Here is an 18,141-nt window from a genome sequence, read left to right on the forward strand (position 1 = left end):
ATTCCCGCCCGTAACCCTTTCTGAAGGGGTTCGAAGGTGATGAAGACCAGGGAGCCCGCGATGAAAAACTCGCAGGGGGAGACGGCGATCAGGAGGGCGCCGGCGGCCGGTACATCGATGTTATCTCTAAACGGGGACCACGGCAGGGAATGTGCGTGGCCGCATGAGCAGATAAAATCGCCAATGTTGAATGTCGTGCGAGGCGTGCCGGCATCGAGTATAAACGACGTCATCATGTCCGTGTCACGATTGTTCAGAATCATGGGGGCGAGCCGGCCGAGAACATCATAACATGATGCGATTTGTCCGGCGGTCTCTTCGTCTGCGGATTCTACGGCAAAGGGGCTGAAGCCGAGTGCCCCGTGCTTTCCGATCGCATAAAGGGCGTTGACCCCGCATGCCGGATCTATCGTCGCTTCCGGGATGAAAAGCGGATTCTCCTCCGTATGGTAGGCATCGCACCATGTTTTAAAATCCGGAAAATAAATATCGGGTGCGAAGAAATCAAGACCGGGGGCGCCGGCACGCCAGATATCGAGCAGATGGGGCAGGGGACCGCCGGCTGGATATTCGCCCGGTTTTTTTCCGGGACGGTTCAGGGCAGCATTGACGAACGTCGGAAGCGGGTATTCTTTTTTACCCGCTAAAACGACATGATTGACATACCGCGCGTAATACCAGGCCGTAAAGACTTCTTCGCCTTCAGGTCCCGCGCCGAATATTTCTTCCCAGCTTCCGGAGGTGCGCCGGCCGTTTGCGTCCCACAGTCGCCTCATCTGCGGATGAAGCGATTCGCCGCGACGGTCCAGGTATTCCATTAATTTACGGGGAACGGGGGATGCATATGCTTTATTTGCCGAACTGCCGTAATCACGAGCCTGTTCGACCATAGCGACTTCATTCTCCACTTGCACCATACAGACGGTTTCTTTGCGGCGGTCCGTCTTGTAGAGATGCTTCATCAGGGCGGCAAAGGCCCCGGCATCGGTGTCGCGGTTTGTCGTGCTGAAAGCGGAGAGGATTTCCATGGGGGTTCCGTTTTTATAACGGGCCCGGGGATAGGTTTCCTGGTCTTCCTTGATCCAGGAGGGGGTATAGCAGGACATGCTGTTTTTCCAGCTGCCGAACCAGAGGAGGACGAGTTTGATGCTATAACGCCGTGCGTCCTTGAGTACGGCATCGACATGGGAAAAGTCGAACCTCCCTTTTTCCGGTTCGAGCAATTCCCAATAGACGGGGACAAGGAGGGCATTCAGGTTCATCGCTTTCACCCGGGGCCATATCCCCTTCATGTATTCCGGATGCGAGGCGCTGGAGTTTCCCACTTCCCCGCCGAGGATGAGAAAAGGCTTTTTACCGATATGCAGACGGTGTATGCCGTTATTTTTTTTAAGTCGTACCATTCTATTTCACCTCATCTTCCCGCTTGACGATCGGAAACTGCCCGTCATTGTTGTTTCAGGACAGGCCGGGCCGATAGCAGGACCGTATTCGAATGATCACACAGGTGAGATACTACCCGATTGTCATGTGATGATCAACTGCGGCCGGCTGCAAAAAAACGTGACCAGCCGACCCGTTTCAATCTCATTCGGTGTCCGGAAAAATAGACGTAAAAACTATGCGCTTATTACCCTGTTTTTTCCCCTTGATTTTGCTTCGAGAAGCCTGTAGAGATCGGATTCTTCATCAAAGCTTGCAAACCCGATGCTGATGATTACCTTTTCAGGAAGCGGTTTTTCGCCTATACCGAACTGATAATCTTCCATAGTCCTTCTGATTTTTTCGATCGCGATCATTGCGCCCGACTTTGATGTACTTGTAAAAAGAATGACGAATTCCTCGCCTCCATAACGGCAGGAGATATCCCTTTCAAACAATGCCTCTTTAGTTATACGGGCCGCATCCTCAAGGACGCGATCGCCGACGAGGTGTCCGTATGTGTCATTGATATTTTTGACGTCGTCGAAATCAATCATCGCAATTCCGACGTTGATATCGTTAGCGTTTCCGTACTTAATATGGCTCCTTTGGCGTTTTATCTCAAGATCCAGATATGTATAGAAAAACCGTCTGTTATTTGCACCTGTCAGGAGGTCCGTCTCGGACAAATCCTTGAGCCGGTTTCGCAGGACATCGTTTTCCTTAGTCGTGTAGAACTGCATAGTACGTATCTTCCTCAATCCGTCTATCGCGATAGTTACGATAAAATATCGGTTGCGTTTTTATTCGAAATGATGTAAAATACTTTCCTGTTTCATGAGAGTACCGCATCACCGTTCGCGTTTCGCCCGCCGGCCGGGGGAGTGAAATAAATACACCGGGGGGAGGATTTCGGCATTTATGCGTTAACGTGAACGCACGGGTACCGATCATGCTGATAAGTAATCAAAAAGAAGGATTTTTATATTATAAAAACGATTATCGTATCGTTGACAGTAAACAGGAGGATGAGAAATGAAAAAAAAGAATCCCGGAATCAAGTATCTGGCCTTCATGATGCTTTTATTCTGCATGGGCCATGCATTCGGGGCGACGTGCGGCGATGCCAATGCCAGCGGGGGGATCGACATCGTGGATGCCCTTGTCATCGCCCAGTACTATGTGGGCCTGCAGCCGTCGGGTTTCGACGCAACGGCCGCGGACGTCAATGGGGACGGCGAGATCAATATCGTCGACGCACTTCGTGTGGCGCAGTATTATGTGGGGATAGGAGTGGAGCTGATATGCAGCACCGGGAATCAGGAACCGGTCTTTAGCGGCGGGCCCTATACCCTCAACGGTTCGAGCGATTATGTGGATCTTCCGGACGGGCTCACCAACAACCTGAACGATTTTACGGTCGCCTGCTGGGTAAACCTGAACACCCGTGATACCTGGTCGCGGATCTTCGACTTCGGGGGTGATACGAATACCTTCATGATGCTCACCCCGGAATCGGGCAATACGGGATATCCCTATTTTGCGATTACCCTTAACGGGAACGACGGGGAACAGGGCATCAATGGAACAAGCGCCCTGCCTGAGGGCTCCTGGCAGCATATTGCGGTCGTGAAGAGCGGAAGTACGGGGATACTGTACATCAACACACAGGAAGCGGGCAGGAATACGGGGATGAGCTTGAATCCCTCGGACATGGGGAATACAGTGAACAACTATATAGGAAGGTCCCAGTGGTCGAACGATCCCTACCTGAACGCAAGTATCGACGACTTCGTCGTGTATGACAGGGCCCTGAGCGCTTCGGAGGTCGCGACGTTGGGGAGCAATCCTCCCGCGAATATAACGCCTGGTCCGACTGAACCGGGAACTCCGGAACCGACGCCCGGACCGACGGGAGTCGGAATAACGAAAATAATGCCTTTGGGTGATTCGATAACCGACGGTCTGGTCGTGCCTGGCGGTTACCGCATAAAATTATGGAGCAGTATTCAAAACCTCGGCATTACCATTGATTTTGTCGGGTCACAGTCAAACGGGCCCGCGGAATTAGGCGACAAGAATCATGAAGGACACTCCGGATGGCGGATAGACCAGATTGACAGCAATATCAACGGGTGGATGGACAGCTATCAACCCCGAATCGTACTTCTTCATATCGGCACAAACGATATCGGCCAGAATTACGATATTGCAAATGCACCTTCCCGGTTAAGCACATTGATCGATAAAATCTGTGCAAAACTACCCGGGGACGGAAAGGTATACGTTGCCAAAATCGTCCCGTTGAGCGGTCAGGATCAAAACATCAACAACTTCAACTCGCAAATCCCGGGAATCGTTCAAAGCAAAGCAAATGCGGGCAAGCCGGTATATATGGTCGATATGTACAGCGCACTGACCCTCTCCGATTTACAGGACGGCGTTCATCCGAACCGGACGGGTTACGACAAGATGGCGGATGTCTGGTTTAGTGCCATACGAGGCGATTTGTAACCGGTCATATTAAAAGCCGTGTGAATATTAGGTAACGGGGGAAAAAGGCATTTTCTCCCCCGTTACCGTGTTATTGCCATATGCCTCGGGGGTTTACACGGATGATCACCAGTTTTTGTATTTCGCCTGCCATATCCCCCTGGTGAAATCCCCATTCGAACCCATGAACATGTCTTTGCGGCTTGTTTCTCCGCCCAAATACCATCGCAACCAGGCGATAACGGCCGGAAGTGCCTGTTGTGGAGCGCCCCCGTGTTCGACGCCGGTCATTTCTCCCAACCATACCGGTACCGTCGTATTCTCGTAATCATTCCGTGTATTACTCAAGGAAAGGGTATCATCGAGACCAACCATATAAGCGGCGGGATTGCGAAGCCTGGATGGACCATTGCCGTCAAAAGACCCCCCGGCGACATGAATGGTCGTGGTGAGTCTCGGATCATCGGCGCAACCGAATGTCGTAAGAGAACCCATAGAATGGCCGCCTGCCGCAATCTTGTCTGTGTTTAGTTTCCGGTAATACGTGCTGCCGGAATTACCGTTCTGGGCGGCAAGCCAGTCCATGGCAGCAATCATTTCGGTCCCATTGCCGGTTGATTCTTCACTGTATACGACAAAACCGTGGGATGCGATTCGTCTTAATATCGTTTCATACCAGCTCGCATCGCTTCCCGCACCCGGACCCCATAAAAATACGGGATGCCTGTTCAGGCCGTTACTGCCGAGACTCGACGGCCGGACAATCCACGCATTACCGGAAGGACCCGTGTTTTTATCTATGGTAACGGGGAACGGACCGTCTGTTTCGACGCTGTTGACGGGCGGCAAGGTTCCCTCACCGGTCTGGCCGCACGGGAACGAGTCTATGAGGCCCACGTAATACCGTGCAATAAGCAGTGCATCGGTGATTGTAATCGATTGCGAGCAGTCGACATCAGCTGCCGTTGTATCGAATCCCGAAACATTTAATCCGACATAGTGTTGTGCGACCTGCAGGGCATCGACGATATTCACTTCGCCGTCACCGTTCACATCGCCCGTTACGGCTGCAAAACCCGCATTCGCAGTCATCGCACATATGAAGCCGATTAAAAGCAGACTTTTTTCTTTTACATAATTTTTTTTCATTTCATTTTACCTCCCGTAATTTTCGTTACATCATTGGAGATGATGCATAAAAAAGCAGTTCATACCTGTTCATATAAAAAATATTCGTTAATGATATATTAAAATCGCTTCCATTCTTTTTATTGTTGTACGTAAAAATGCCGTAAAAAAGCCCTAACCCGAATAATTCGTTTTTTCTTTGTTACAAGCCGGCGGGATTCCATATCCGGAAGACGGGGAGATTCTTTTCGAAGCCGACATGCAACTTGTTCATATATTCGATATGGGCACGACCCAATACGGCAGAAGGCACGTTTATGTCATTCAGGGCGGTACCGTAACCGGTACGAAAATAAACGGTTCCGTCATGCAGGGAGGGCTCGATTTTCAGCTGGAACTGTCCAATGGCGCAATGGAAATCGAACAGTTGCTGGTAATTAAAACCGGCGACGGGAATTATGTATATCTGAGGAATCCGGGGACGGCAACGGCCGGCAATGATATAAGAATGGTAGCGGATTTTGAGGTTTCGAACTCGAGTTCATACGGCTGGCTCAATACCGGGAAATACGCCGGCAGGCGTGTCGTTGACGAGGCGACAAAAACAATGAAGATCATTGTGTATGACGTCGCCGGTGTCGCCGTCAATCCCGATTCGACGAATTCGTTCGCCGTCACCGAACCTTCTGACGTTAAGGATCAGATGTGGGATTACAGGCTGAAAGATCCATCAGATAAGAATGGCGGCCGGAGCCGATTACCATAACCTCGCAAATCCCATGACGATCGATGCCAGGTATCTTTGGCAGACAAACGATGGCGAATTAATTATCGTAAGAAACGGCGGTGAAATCGGGTCGCTCGTCCCCGTTTTTGAAGTACGGGCGGCGAGTACGTATGCCGCGCTTAACGATACGTTATATTTGAGTTCGGACCCGGCGGCAGGCTCGGGCGGTGTGCAGATCACGTTTGATGAAAGCATAAGGTAATAAGGAAAAAACAAAGGATTTTCAGGTCCCGTACGATTAATTGACGTTATTTTCAAATGAAAGGAGATTATCGTGATGGTAATCAAAAAAATTACGGGACTCGTTCTTGTTCTGTCGGTTTTTTTCAGTATCGGCTGCAGGCTCGGCGGAGAGTTTGAGGAAACGGAAGTACTCGGACCGGAAATGAACCGGACGCTGAGTAAATCGGTGTATATGGGGGGGAGCGTGATCGTAGCGCCGGAGGAGCCGGCGATCAACCAGCTTTACGAAGGGATGAATATCCCGATCAGGATAGCCGAAGCGGGTGAGGGGCCGGAAGAGAATGAAAAAGTGTGCTGGTACAGGGCACGGTTTGTCGAAGTGGAATCCTCATATGTCGCGTTTTATGTGGTCAAGACCGATGAGGAGGGAAACGCGGCCGGGGAAGCATGCAGGGTCGAACTCGGTCTCGGTGAAAACGCCGACCTTGACGGGAATGGGGAACCTGACATTTGTTTGGTGAAAGCGGACAGGGAAGGCATGGCCGGAGCGTGTTACCTGACATTTGCGTCGTCCCCCGGCGGCCGCCGTACCGCCATGTTCAGTCTGTTGCCCGAAGACCTGCCGGGGAAACGGTACCCGTCCGGTATCGCGGGACTGAATCCGAGCGGACGGCTGCTTGTGGTCCGCGACAGCGCGTACGGGGTGCCGGCCCTGACCCTTCGCGCCGGAGATCCGCTTGCCGGCATCGTCATGGAGAACGATATCCTCATTAGTTCGTCCCCGGTTTCGGCGTCGCTCGGCCGGGTGACCGGTGTGAAGCAGTCGGGGGATTCAACCGTCATATTGTTGCAGACGATCCCGGCGGAAAAATTCAATGAAGCCTACGAACTTCTCTATATGAAAGCCGAGGGAACGGTAAGCGATTTCTATGACGAAGCGTCGGGTTCCCGGGGCAGATTCGACCTTTTCAAAGGTTCGTTTAATTTCGACAGGGTCGTCGCGTACAGTATACATGCGGGATTCGATATCGACCTGGATCTCGATTTGTATCTCGATGCCACCGTCTCGGCCGGTTGGGACAATGTCAGGGTCGAACTCACCAGTTACGCCATTATCGATTCGACGATCGAGGGATATCTGGAACTTCCCTCCGCGATGGAAAAGGAAGAAGAGGAGGCGGTTTTCCTCTGCAAGCCGACGGCGGTTATCATGGTCGGACCGGTGGCGGTCACGGTCTCCGTCCCCTGCTATCTGGGATACAAGGCCTCGGCTTCGGCGAAATGCAGGCTGTCCCAGTCCGTCGATTATAACGGGGAAATCGGTTTCAAGGGATTGAAAGTCAAAGGATATGTCGACTGGTGCATACCGAAATTGTCCGTCAACACTCCGACCGTCGTGAGCAACCATTCGATCACGGTGAATCCCCCGGCGTTCACCGCGGCCGCAAAGGGGAATTTCTACCCCTACCTCTATGTGGTTCCGGATATTGCGCCCGGAGGAGTCGTTCATATCAAGGAACCGACAAAAATCGGTCTCGACGTAAACGCTTCGCTTAACACCTATTGTACGACGACCAAATACTATTATTACAATTACGGCCTTCAGGTGGGTTACACGACGGTATGCAGTTCGGAAGTATATGCGACCGCCGATTTTCTGGTTCTTTCCAACCCGGCTTTGAAACTCGATTTCGGGTTGTTCGATTTGAGTGCGAACATCCCGATTAATATCGAATACAGACGCCGGATGGGATCGTGGACGTATAAATTCTAGCCCGCATGTGAAGCATCAGACGGATGCTGTATGGGAAGCAGGATGCGGTATGGGCCGGCTGCTTCCCTTTTTTATTTGTCGTTAAGGTCGATAAAATGAAAAGAATTACGCCGCGCCGGAGTGGGGCGGGTTATTCGTCTTTCAACTCTTCGAAGATGGTATCGAACTCTTTCTCGATTCTCAAAAACCGTACGACAAGATCCGGATCGAAATGGGTTCCCTTTGCTTCGACAATATGATTCTTTGCGTGATCATGGGAAAAGGATTTTTTGTAAGGCCGTTTCATTCTGAGGGCGTCGTAGGTATCGGCTATCGCCACGATTCGAGCCGAAAGCGGAATCATCTCTTCGACAAGGCCGTATGGGTACCCGTCGCCGTTCCACCACTCGTGATGGGAAAGGGCGATCTCCTTTGCCATCGGATTCGGGTATGTGTTGAGAAGATACGCACCATTGATCGTATGCTCCTCGAGGATCTTCCGTTCATCCGGATTGAGTCGATCGGGTTTTGTGAGAATATTATCCGGCGTGCCGATCTTGCCGACATCGTGCATGGCGGCGAGGAATCCGATATCCTCGATGAAGTCATGATTGATCTCATTGTAGTGGGGGTCGCCGTAGAGGGTAATGGCGAGTATTTTCGAGTAATTGTTGACGCGCGCGATATGATTACCCGTGTCGTTGTCCTTTAATCTGGAAGCCTCCAAAAGACTCAAGAAGGTGATTTTCAGGATTTCCTTGTACTCTTCACTGATATTATCGAAGAGACAGGCATAGGCGATCGGTGTCGATATCTCGCTCGATGCTTTGTAGATCGGAAGAATGATGACATTGACGACCATCGAAAGATTGTCCGCGTTCTTTACCTCGGTTTTCCCCTGCCAGTAGTAGCTCGCTTTTTGTGTTTTGATATTATGATTGAGTTCGTTCACCTTCTCCGTATCTTTTCCGTTTTTGAAAAAAAGCCTGTCAAAGCGGATACCGACATACTCATTATGGTCCCCGAAAAGGTTTGAAAATTTTTTGTTTATCCAGACAATACGCAGGGCGTTGTCGGTGATGATTAGCGGAATCGGTTGTTGGGAGTATATATTTATCCAATGTCGTGTGCCCTGTTCATTCAGGATCGATATATCGATTTTTTCACGTTCCGACTTCAATTCTTCAAGCTGCGTATACATCTCTGCATCTTTCATCCGGTGTATGGCCTTCCTTTTCCGTTCTCTAGTATATCACGTTTTCTATAATATACGAAAAAAAGGGGCCGAAAGCAATATGTGGAAAAATTTAAGTTGATCAACATGAGTACACGGCTTCCAGGGAAGTTATTCCTTGGAAGGCGGCATTTTTACTTTCTTTGTACAGGAAGACAGTCCGGTTGCGTGGAGAATTTCACCTGTACGTGACCTTATTGTATTGAAGAATCCGGCTGCTTCTCCATGCCTTTTTTTATTTCCGCTTCGCTTTTTCGCAGATATAGCGGGCCGAGCGTCGGTATATCCCCCTTTTGTTCCTTTTCGAACCGGCTTTCCCCAAGACGGAGAAGGGAAGAGGGATCGATCGTCGAAAAGCCGGGATCCAGCAGGAGATTTTGTGTTTCTTTTTTCCCCGCCTGATATATGACCATGGCCGCGGGACCGGTCAATACCACCTCACCGAAGGGAGAGAGTATGTGAAGAAGTTCCGGGATTCCGATATCGAGGTAATCGCCCGTCCGGATTCCACGCTCGTACAACGCGGCATAAAATCGGTTTTTTTTCGCGTCTATGACCGGAACGGTAATCCCCGAACGGACTTCACAACCGCTTGCAAGAACATCGAGTGTCGGGATACCGATGATCGGACATCCGGCCCCGTGGGCAAGACCTTTGGCGGTCGCAAGACCGATGCGCAGGCCGGTAAACGAGCCCGGCCCGATAGAGCATACGACAAGATCCAGATCGGAGGCCTCAAGTGACGCCTGTTCAAGGAGGCGCTCGAGCCATGGCACCAGCAAGCGAGCGTGTTTGAATCCCATTTTAAGCGAGAGTGAGATGAGGGTATCGTCTTTCGTTTTAAGGCATATGCCGAGTGTTTCGGTTGCCGAATCAATCGCGCAAACGTTCATTGACGCATTTCCATTCATTTATCGGTATTATTACTCAAGAGACTACACTGATTTTCCTGAAGTGACAAGGGGGGGATTTATCAGACCGTGCGTATGGAATCTTGCTGGCATGTTTTTATCTTTAAAAAGAAAATTCCAAGCGGCTCGCATTTTTTGGGCGTTATCGTATGTCCATGTGTATTCCCCTGAAAAGATGTATCGGAAGATAAAGCTATCACATGCGGATTTGAGTAGTTTACTGCGAAAAACGCTCTTAATCGTCAAACCCCGTAACCGTTATTTCGCGTTCGCCGTTTTCCTTGATATCGATAACGATACTCAGCGGAAGACCCTGAATCCGGTCTTCGATACGTTCCCCCCATTCGATAACCGAAATACCCTCTCCGTACAGATAGTCATACAGGCCGAGTTCCTCGAGATCGTCGTCGCCTTCGATGCGATACAGATCGATATGATAGAGATCCACGTTGCCGCTGTAGACGGAAATAATGGTAAAGGTGGGGCTGGTTACTTCATCTTCGATACCGATCGATGCGGCTATCCCTTTGACGAAGGTTGTCTTCCCGGCACCGAGTGAGCCCTTGAGCAGGACGATATCGCCTGCCTTGAGGCGTGTTCCGATCTCTTTTCCGATGTGGATAGTATCATCCGGCTTCCGGCATCGATAACGTTCGACGTTCATACGGCGGCTCTTTAAATGTAATTGTATACATACGAATATATGTAATTTCTGTTTTTGTTCGACAATTTGACAAACTGGATATGCATGCTGTGCGTCGCCCCCACGCCGATAGTCCGTTTGATGCTTTGAACCTTTCCATAGGCGACTACCGGTGTCTGAGGCTTTATATCGAATTCGAGTTTCAGATACGACCCTTTTCTGAAAGCGATGGAGCTTCCCGCCCTGCAGCCCCCGACCGAGATATCGAAGATAATTCCGAGATGGCGTTGATTGTCATGGACGATCAGTTTACGCCGTATATTTCGGCCCCGTCCGATCGTAACGATTTCGACAGGATAAAGAAAACATGACCGCCGTAACGGCTTTCTGCTGAATTTTCTGTGTTGTTCGCGTTTTAATTGCCTTGAATGCTGTACGGAAAAGCACGGAACGCTTCTCGTCCTGTCATAACTGAGTACTTTTGTTATAAAGGAATAACCGGAATCATTTTCCCGCCAGAAAAATATCTTCAGTTTGTTTCCTTTTGTAATGAGATTTTCCCTTCCGGGTGGAATGACGGGGTAGGTACAGGTGATCGAAGAGGTAAAGTTTGATATCACTTTCGAATGAAACCGCTCACCCTTTGGCGATATAAGAATCAACTCCTGTCCCGGTTTGATGAGGAGTGTCGACTTGAGTCCGATATTCTTTCTCGAATGCCGTTCTATTATCTGTTTGATTTCATAGAGGTTGTTCAGGTTTTTTATACGGTCGGCATCGGAAATATTGACCTGCCGTTCAATCGAATATATCCCCTTTTTCAGAACGCTGTCCAGGAGAGCCGTATTGGTAAAGAGAAGCAGCGGGTGGCGGATATTGGCGAGGGCGATGAGTTTCTGGAGAAAGTGAATTTGACTTTTTTGAAGCCCCATATCTTTTGCCATACGGTCAAAAAGAAACTTGTTGTATTTTCTTCTGGTTGTTTTTTTCAGCGTCGTTTTCCTTGACTGAAGCGTGCCTATCACGACAACCATTACGATGATGAGGATTATGACAAGGAAAATGATAATCGAGGAGGTATCGGGAACTTCCAGGTAACCTGACTGGAGAAGAATGTTGCTATGAGTGAGGAGATTTGCCATTTTTTACCGTGTCCGATTCCTCTATAATTTCTATAAAGCGGATGAGTTCGGCAAGCCGCGGAGCTATCTCATATTCGAGTAAATCCCCGATGAGTACCGAATCGTTAATCGCAATAGCATCTGAAAGCTCTCTCAGGAAAGCGTTTAATTCATTATAATATTCTTCAAGCCCGGTACCGGCGATTTTCATCGTATCGAAACTCATGATATTCCTGTTTTTGACAAGGAGGAGAACACGGACAAAGTTCTGGAAAACGGTGGAAAAGGCGATGAGGACATCCATCGCTTTTCTGTCTTTCCCTGTCTGGAGGAGGATCGATACTTCGCTGATTTCCTCGATTGAACATTTCAATGCTTCGGTGACGTCGTGCAAAGCCTCCAGGGGGTTCCGTATTTCGATGATGAACGCCTCGATCTCAGAAAGAATTGTTGAAACGACAGCGAGGGCATCTTCCTTTTGGGCGGTACTCCATGACGGAAAATGTTCGTCACCGAGTCCGGAAAAAAGTTCGATAAACGAAGTTATCGACGGAGAGGATTTGTCCGGATGTGACGATAAAATCAGTGTGAGACTTTCCTCCATATACGGATATCCCTGGAGTAATTCGGAAAAAAGCCGGTTATCGTTTTTCGCTATCGATTTTTTCAACATACATAAAAAATGCCGTATGTTTTCCATGGCGGAAAGGTGAATTTCGTCGGCCGGTTTTACCGTCATCGACAAAGTATCGATATCGGTGACGGGGGTTTTACCCCATTTCGCGGCGTCTTCTTCAAGTAATTCCCTGCTGCCGATTTTCATCGATGTAATGATGAGATTCGAATTTTTGAGCCATGTCTCGACACCATTAACGACTTCACCAAGGAACTTTTCATTTTCCAGTGTAAAATCCAAAGGTTTTTTATTCAATAATATGATCAATATTTATTACCTCCGCGCTTTTTGTATCCCCTGCCTGATACGTATGAATCACTTCTGGTTTTTATTGAAATTTTCAAGGGCTTTTGAGTTCTCTTCGAGTGTTTCGAGCATTCCTTCCATATTCGCGTACTTTCTTTTCAATGACGCTTCGTAGTCTTCCAGATAATCGTTGTATTCCCTGATCTCTTCTTCCTTCGCGGCTATTTTAAGATCGTAGGTTTTGAATTTGTTCTCGAGTAAACCCCCGGTCTGTGTATACGGCTTGATGGTATTATCGATGGAAAACGCGATTCCGGAATCGATAATCAAATCCCTATCAGTATCCATGCCAAAGAGATCTTTCACCCATCCGGCATTTTTTGTCAGCATTGAGGTGAGTATGGAATCATCGATATCGAGATACCCTCTCAGTCTTGACTTGTCGATAGAAGCGGATGTTCCGGGTTTCGCCGTGTTGGTTGAAATGCCGATTTGTGCCAGGAGCGAGAGTTGCGTGTCGCCCGAGGTCTTGTAAGGATTCATCATGAGATTCTGCATTGTCCGCTTCAACTGCATAAGCATGACGTCACCCTGAAGTTTCCCGAGTTTTTTATGGGCCTCCTCCCGTTCGGCGTCGGTGAAATAGTCGATCTGTTCGATAACCTCTTCGTTTGTCCGGGTAAAAATATCGATGGTGGTGATAAGCTGATTGTAATACCCGATAAAGGTTATAAGCGAACTTTTTATCGAATCGATATCCCGTTTGACATTCAAGGTCACCTGTTCCGAACTTTCCCTTTTCAGATTGAGTGTGACATGGGGAATCAGGTCGTCAATCTCGTTTGTTTCACGTTTTACGGTGATACCGTCCATGATGATAACCGCATCCTGGGCTTCCGATACCGGATTAACGGGTTTGAAATTGCCGCGGGATGTCGGATCATAAATCGAAATATTGCCGATTTCAAAAATCCGGTGAGTATTTCTGTTTCTGAGATAGAGGGCATCGATACGATTTCCCATTTTCCCGATCGGAATATGAAGTACCTGGGTTTCCCTGCTCACCTCCGGCCGGGTAAGCGGAACGATAGTGGATCCCGAGCCCATAAAGAGGACGTTCATATCCTCGACGCGTTCGGGCGGGGCCGGGGGTTCCCAATCGGGAAGAACAAGATGTGATTTTTCGTTCTTTATGGTAATCCCTTCGAATGTGATGTCTCCGACTTCGGGAATTGTCGGGCCGGGAGGGGGGGCCTCGGTAATCATTTCCTCATCGGTCAACTCCCTCATCGTGATTTCGACGTCCATGACCATGTTTGTATTCAGCGGGAGTGGGGGGGTGACCGGAATTTTCAATTCACCGCCCGGATTCAGGGTAAGCGTGTTTTCAGAGATGCTGTAAAAATTTTTATCCAGCGGGGCTTCCCACTTTTGGGGTTCCGAAACGGAAAAATCGACGGTCCTCGAAACATCGATCGCCTCTTCGAGCATTCCGACGGCAAGACCGAACTCGAGAGATTTGCCGAGAAAGACCAGCTTGTTTTTAGTCCCGGTTTTTCCGCTTTCGATGATGATTATCTCCGAGTTTTTCGTGTCCCGGATAACTTCCGCTTTCAGAAGACCTTCGCCCTTTTTATTGATCGCTTCGGCGAACTCCCGCAGACTGCCGCCTGAAAATGAAAATTTTATATATTGCTCGCCGACCCTGAACTCGTACGTTCCCGCTTCGACTTTAAATCCTTTATCGAGAGATTTCGAGATGAACCTGTCTGCGCGGGCGATTTGTTTGACAATGATATCCCGCTCGATTTCGTCAGCTTCACGCGTCGCCGTTGCGGTAAGAATGCTCTCATTGCTTGATTCTGCTATTTTTTCATTAAAAGGATTCTGAAAACTATAGAGATCTTTTGCACTGTCCCTGAGTTTCGAGAGTTTCCTGTTTATTTCCTGCCAATATGATTTGTCTTCCTGGTATGTCTCGACGTCTTTTTCCATCCGCTCGAGTGACACTCGTTTGACATCCATGAGAGCGTCGATGATTTTGGCTGTATCAACCTTGCTCGTGACACCAGGAATGGTAATATCGGACATTTCGTTTCTAGCCCCTCCCGATAATCATGTGATTAAATCTCGATATCAAAGAGAAGCCCGATCGCTTCTCTGATTTTCAGTATCAAATTTTGAATCTCGGCGGGGGGGATCTCCTTAATTACTTTGTCGGTATCTTTATCAATCACCTTTACAACGATGCGGTTTATTTCCCTGTTAATATCGAATTTAAGGCGTCTGTTGAATTGACTGATTACCTGTTCGAGGGCTTCTATGAGGCGTGCGAGATCGTTTTCCGTCAGTACATTTGCGTCCTTTTCAATGTCTTTCGTCGTCTGAACGGAGAGGTGCTGTTCGTGCTGTTGCCCTGTATTTGTTTCCTTTACCAGGTGTTCTTGAGATGTTAGTGTTGTCAAATTCCGGGGAGCTTCGATGCTCATACGACGTACTCCTTCTAAGTCATCCTTTATAATGGCTTAAAAAATATGAGGGAAAGGCGCGTCTTTCCCTCTTGAAATACAATAAAGATGGGGGAAAGTGATTGTATCTCTTTCCCCGGCACCTGTATTTGCAAAGAGGCGACATCCAGAAACCTCTTTACTGTTTTTGGGAACGGATTCAAATTCTTCTTACAATCGACTATCCAAGTAACTGGATAACGGACTGTGTTTTCATGTTTGCCTGAGCAAGCATTGCAGTACCGGCCTGAATAAGTATCTGGTTCTTGACATAGTCAACCATCTCAAGGGCCATATTGGTATCGCGCAATACCGATTCGGCAGCCTGCATGTTTTCGGCCGCGACATCGACACCTTTAACTGCCAGCTCGAAGCGGTTTTGGTATGCTCCAAGATCTGCACGCTGTCTGGATACGATGGTGAGTCCATCGTCGATGATTCCGATAACCCTGTTTGCATCGTTCGGAGTTTCAATGGTAATCGCTTCACCCTGCGGGTACATGCCCAGTGCCGTCGCCGTCATGGTACCGATGAACGCCTGTTCCCTCTGATCCATGTTTGCTCCGACCTGGAACCATACACCCCTGTCTTCGGCATTTTCGACTTCTCTTGTGACGGCAAACCTTCCCGTGAAAATATTCATGGTATTGAACTGCGCGTGAGAAGCGATCCTGTCGACTTCATCGACAAGCTGGGCAACCTCGACCTGAATCTGCATTCTGTCTTCGTCGGAGTAGATACCGTTTGCCGATTGAACAGCCAGCTCTCTGATTCTATGCATGACATCCTGTGTTTCCTGGAGATAACCTTCTGAAGTCTGGATAAAGGATATTGCATTGCTAATGTTTCTGCTTGCCTGATTCAAACCCCTTATCTGTGCACGGAGTTTTTCGGATACCGCAAGACCGGAAGCGTCGTCACCGGCTTTATTGATTCTCATACCGGATGAAAGCTTCTCGATATTCTTCGTAATCTCTACGTCTCTTCCCTTGAGTATCCTGCTTGCATACATAGAACTAATGTTATGATTTATTATCATATAAAACCCTCCTTGTTATTGTACAAAGGCATCCCTTGCCTTTATTTTCTGTGTCACAGGTAATAATGATAGTTGAAGAAGAAGCGCGCTCTTCTCCTGCTCCGTTCCCGCATTGTTACCCGGTGACAAAGAGATGTCAGAATCATCCGTTTGTACGGATAATCCCGATCTCTTTTTATCACCACACAAAAAATCGGAGGGTGGTTATTTCAAAGATCGATTCAAGACCGGGTGAGCGGTTGTTTTCCGCTCACAAGCACGTTATCCCGTCCCGCATTCAATTTTTCCGTGGAACTGTGTCCGCTTCACTCGATAGGCGGATTGAAACGGAAGAGAGGATGGGTTTTCCCTCTTCATCGATTCCGTTACCCGGATACGGCGAGTCACTTTGCTTTTCTTTTTGAGTCGTGCAGCGTTTTCCTGCTTGACGGGTAGATGACGCCCTGAAGCGTTTGCGATCACAGTTTCCTCCTTGAAACTCATTGTAACAGGCTTCCCTGCCTGTATTTTTGTCATCGTTCCTTTTCGACAAGGAACATTTATCCTTTTTTAAATAAGGCTCTGTTTCCCCTCTCTCTTCTTTCACCTCCTTTTTAATGAAACATACTTATCAATTACCGTTAACCTGCCGATATAAAGATAACCATCACCTTGAAAACCCTTAACCATTAACACGAAAGAGTTATCCTTATTAACCATATCGGCTCATTATATAAGAAACTTTAATACATCCTAAAAAAAAAATCAAATATTTTTCACTATTTTCTTTTTTTTTATTGATGTGGCTTTTTCACGGAAAAGGGCTGTTCATGGATATCATTTATAAGTATAGTTGATACCTGAAGACGATCTTTCGGAGGTACTCTATGAAAAAACAATTTACCCTCTGCGGTATCGGTAATCCCCTGATGGATTTCGTCACATATACCGATCATGCCGATATTGCCGCACTCGGAAGCAAACCGGGTATCTCGACGCTGATCGATGAAAAAAAGGCGGATCACATACTCGGCGGGATTTCAACCTGGAGTAATATGCCGGGGGGAAGCTGCGCGAATACGCTTCGCGGTGTCGCCTGGCTTAATAATAACGAGGATCGCATCCAATCCGTCTACAGTGGTGCGGTGGGTTCCGACAATGTCGGAGAAGATTACATACGGATGATGAAGCGTGATTTCGGTATCATACCGATCATGCCGATGAAAAACAAACGGACGGGATTTTCCATTGTCATGGTCACCCCCGATTATGAACGGACAATGTTTACCTGTCTTGGCGCGTGTGAGGATTTTAACGAGGAAGATCTGGATTTCAACGTCCTTGCGAAATCGGATATCCTCCACTTTACCGCATACATGTGGAGTACGGTGAATCAAAAAAACGCGGTCGAGAAGGCGGTCGATTATTGCCGGAAAAAAAAGACAAGGATTTCATTTGATCTCGCGGATCCCCTTATGGTGAAATTCCACAAGGACGAGTTTATCTCATGGATACCCTCTCATGTCGATATCATCTTCGGTAACAGGGACGAAATAACGGGGATAACCGGATCGGACGGTGATGATGCGTCTTTGGCACTTAAAGCGGGCGCGTTTGCCGATATCGTTGTCATGAAAGTGGGAAAGCAGGGGTGTGTAGTTTCTTTCGGCGGGAAAATCCTCCATATACCCGGAATTGAAGTCGCGGCAATCGACACGGTCGGGGCCGGGGATGCTTTCGCGGCGGGATTTTTATATGGCGTGCTTTCGGGGAGGAAGATCGATGAAGCCGCGATGATCGCCAATGCACTGGCGGCCTCGATCGTTACCGTCGAAGGGTGTAATTTTATGAAATGCGACAGGAACGCGATATTAAAAGGTTGTGTTCGCTAACCCGGACTTCTCACAATTACAGGAGTTCATATTGAAATGTTTGTTATCTGTTTATTATAGAGTGACTTACATATTTAAGCCGGGTTTTGGCGCTTTTCTCAAAAAGCAAACTGTTTTTTGACATTTA

At 48.3% G+C, this 18,141-nt stretch carries 17 protein-coding genes; 5 read left to right on the forward strand and 12 right to left on the reverse strand.

Features of this window, described 5'->3' with window-relative positions; translation table 11 throughout:
* Both JW881_20305 and JW881_20310 read right to left on the reverse strand, forming a co-directional pair.
* A partial coding sequence (locus JW881_20305; protein MBN1699864.1) for a DUF5597 domain-containing protein occupies positions 1 to 1,403 on the reverse strand: 1,403 nt, incomplete at its 3' end.
* Between the two features lie 216 nt (positions 1,404 to 1,619).
* Positions 1,620 to 2,165, reverse strand: coding sequence for a GGDEF domain-containing protein (locus tag JW881_20310; protein ID MBN1699865.1), 546 nt, complete (start codon positions 2,163 to 2,165; stop codon positions 1,620 to 1,622).
* Positions 2,166 to 2,457: 292 nt separating this feature from the next.
* On the opposite strand from JW881_20310, the gene JW881_20315 reads away from it, so the two are divergent.
* Positions 2,458 to 3,936 carry a hypothetical protein gene (locus JW881_20315; GenBank protein ID MBN1699866.1) on the forward strand — a complete coding sequence of 493 codons (1,479 nt, stop codon included), beginning with the start codon at positions 2,458 to 2,460 and terminating at the stop codon, positions 3,934 to 3,936.
* 105 nt (positions 3,937 to 4,041) lie between these two features.
* Here the strand turns inward: JW881_20315 and JW881_20320 are convergent, their stop codons facing one another.
* Complete coding sequence (locus JW881_20320; protein ID MBN1699867.1) at positions 4,042 to 5,064, reverse strand: hypothetical protein; 1,023 nt, start codon at positions 5,062 to 5,064, stop codon at positions 4,042 to 4,044.
* A 178-nt stretch (positions 5,065 to 5,242) separates the two neighbouring features.
* Here JW881_20320 and JW881_20325 point away from each other — a divergent pair, with 178 nt between their 5' ends.
* The 3 genes from JW881_20325 to JW881_20335 all read left to right on the forward strand — a co-directional run bounded on the left by JW881_20325 (position 5,243) and on the right by JW881_20335 (position 7,787).
* Positions 5,243 to 5,809 (forward strand): DUF3237 domain-containing protein, encoded by a 567-nt coding sequence (locus JW881_20325; protein MBN1699868.1) that lies wholly within the window; start codon positions 5,243 to 5,245, stop codon positions 5,807 to 5,809.
* Positions 5,784 to 6,032 (forward strand): hypothetical protein, encoded by a 249-nt coding sequence (locus JW881_20330; protein MBN1699869.1) that lies wholly within the window; start codon positions 5,784 to 5,786, stop codon positions 6,030 to 6,032. Before JW881_20325 ends, JW881_20330 begins: the two co-directional genes overlap by 26 nt.
* A gap of 75 nt (positions 6,033 to 6,107) precedes the next feature.
* Positions 6,108 to 7,787, forward strand: coding sequence for a hypothetical protein (locus JW881_20335; protein MBN1699870.1), 1,680 nt, complete (start codon positions 6,108 to 6,110; stop codon positions 7,785 to 7,787).
* Between the two features lie 130 nt (positions 7,788 to 7,917).
* On the opposite strand, the gene JW881_20340 is transcribed toward JW881_20335, so the two are convergent.
* From JW881_20340 to JW881_20380, 9 genes are all read right to left on the reverse strand, one after another.
* Positions 7,918 to 8,982 carry an HD domain-containing protein gene (locus JW881_20340; protein ID MBN1699871.1) on the reverse strand — a complete coding sequence of 355 codons (1,065 nt, stop codon included), beginning with the start codon at positions 8,980 to 8,982 and terminating at the stop codon, positions 7,918 to 7,920.
* A gap of 212 nt (positions 8,983 to 9,194) precedes the next feature.
* Positions 9,195 to 9,893 carry a tRNA (adenosine(37)-N6)-threonylcarbamoyltransferase complex dimerization subunit type 1 TsaB gene (gene tsaB / locus JW881_20345; protein ID MBN1699872.1) on the reverse strand — a complete coding sequence of 233 codons (699 nt, stop codon included), beginning with the start codon at positions 9,891 to 9,893 and terminating at the stop codon, positions 9,195 to 9,197.
* Between the two features lie 253 nt (positions 9,894 to 10,146).
* The gene (gene tsaE, locus JW881_20350) at positions 10,147 to 10,575 is read right to left on the reverse strand and encodes a tRNA (adenosine(37)-N6)-threonylcarbamoyltransferase complex ATPase subunit type 1 TsaE (protein MBN1699873.1); all 429 of its coding nucleotides are present in this window, start codon (positions 10,573 to 10,575) and stop codon (positions 10,147 to 10,149) included.
* Between the two features lie 11 nt (positions 10,576 to 10,586).
* The gene (locus tag JW881_20355) at positions 10,587 to 11,696 is read right to left on the reverse strand and encodes a PilZ domain-containing protein (GenBank protein ID MBN1699874.1); all 1,110 of its coding nucleotides are present in this window, start codon (positions 11,694 to 11,696) and stop codon (positions 10,587 to 10,589) included.
* Positions 11,674 to 12,606, reverse strand: coding sequence for a hypothetical protein (locus tag JW881_20360; protein MBN1699875.1), 933 nt, complete (start codon positions 12,604 to 12,606; stop codon positions 11,674 to 11,676). Before JW881_20360 ends, JW881_20355 begins: the two co-directional genes overlap by 23 nt.
* A 60-nt stretch (positions 12,607 to 12,666) precedes the next feature.
* Positions 12,667 to 14,688, reverse strand: coding sequence for a flagellar filament capping protein FliD (gene fliD, locus JW881_20365; protein ID MBN1699876.1), 2,022 nt, complete (start codon positions 14,686 to 14,688; stop codon positions 12,667 to 12,669).
* 32 nt (positions 14,689 to 14,720) lie between these two features.
* Positions 14,721 to 15,086, reverse strand: coding sequence for a flagellar protein FlaG (locus JW881_20370; GenBank protein ID MBN1699877.1), 366 nt, complete (start codon positions 15,084 to 15,086; stop codon positions 14,721 to 14,723).
* A gap of 199 nt (positions 15,087 to 15,285) precedes the next feature.
* Entirely contained in the window at positions 15,286 to 16,143 is an 858-nt protein-coding gene (locus tag JW881_20375) for a flagellin (GenBank protein MBN1699878.1), read from the reverse strand.
* Between the two features lie 261 nt (positions 16,144 to 16,404).
* Entirely contained in the window at positions 16,405 to 16,659 is a 255-nt protein-coding gene (locus tag JW881_20380) for a hypothetical protein (GenBank protein MBN1699879.1), read from the reverse strand.
* Positions 16,660 to 17,009: 350 nt separating this feature from the next.
* Here JW881_20380 and JW881_20385 point away from each other — a divergent pair, with 350 nt between their 5' ends.
* Positions 17,010 to 18,014, forward strand: coding sequence for an adenosine kinase (locus JW881_20385; protein MBN1699880.1), 1,005 nt, complete (start codon positions 17,010 to 17,012; stop codon positions 18,012 to 18,014).
* The last annotated feature ends 127 nt before the right edge of the window (positions 18,015 to 18,141 follow it).

It is taken from the genome of Spirochaetales bacterium (assembly GCA_016930085.1).
In the GTDB taxonomy this organism is placed as follows: domain Bacteria; phylum Spirochaetota; class Spirochaetia; order SZUA-6; family JAFGRV01; genus JAFGHO01.

Coding starts and splice junctions, on each gene's coding strand:
- JW881_20315 (MBN1699866.1), top strand. CDS start 2,458: ATGAAAAAAAAGAATCCCGGAATCAAGTATCTGGCCTTCATGATGCTT.
- tsaB (MBN1699872.1), bottom strand. CDS start 9,893: ATGAACGTTTGCGCGATTGATTCGGCAACCGAAACACTCGGCATATGC.
- JW881_20320 (MBN1699867.1), bottom strand. CDS start 5,064: ATGAAAAAAAATTATGTAAAAGAAAAAAGTCTGCTTTTAATCGGCTTC.
- JW881_20335 (MBN1699870.1), top strand. CDS start 6,108: ATGGTAATCAAAAAAATTACGGGACTCGTTCTTGTTCTGTCGGTTTTT.
- JW881_20385 (MBN1699880.1), top strand. CDS start 17,010: ATGAAAAAACAATTTACCCTCTGCGGTATCGGTAATCCCCTGATGGAT.
- JW881_20330 (MBN1699869.1), top strand. CDS start 5,784: ATGGCGGCCGGAGCCGATTACCATAACCTCGCAAATCCCATGACGATC.
- JW881_20310 (MBN1699865.1), bottom strand. CDS start 2,165: ATGCAGTTCTACACGACTAAGGAAAACGATGTCCTGCGAAACCGGCTC.
- JW881_20375 (MBN1699878.1), bottom strand. CDS start 16,143: ATGATAATAAATCATAACATTAGTTCTATGTATGCAAGCAGGATACTC.
- JW881_20370 (MBN1699877.1), bottom strand. CDS start 15,086: ATGAGCATCGAAGCTCCCCGGAATTTGACAACACTAACATCTCAAGAA.
- JW881_20380 (MBN1699879.1), bottom strand. CDS start 16,659: ATGACAAAAATACAGGCAGGGAAGCCTGTTACAATGAGTTTCAAGGAG.
- tsaE (MBN1699873.1), bottom strand. CDS start 10,575: ATGAACGTCGAACGTTATCGATGCCGGAAGCCGGATGATACTATCCAC.
- JW881_20340 (MBN1699871.1), bottom strand. CDS start 8,982: ATGAAAGATGCAGAGATGTATACGCAGCTTGAAGAATTGAAGTCGGAA.
- fliD (MBN1699876.1), bottom strand. CDS start 14,688: ATGTCCGATATTACCATTCCTGGTGTCACGAGCAAGGTTGATACAGCC.
- JW881_20355 (MBN1699874.1), bottom strand. CDS start 11,696: ATGGCAAATCTCCTCACTCATAGCAACATTCTTCTCCAGTCAGGTTAC.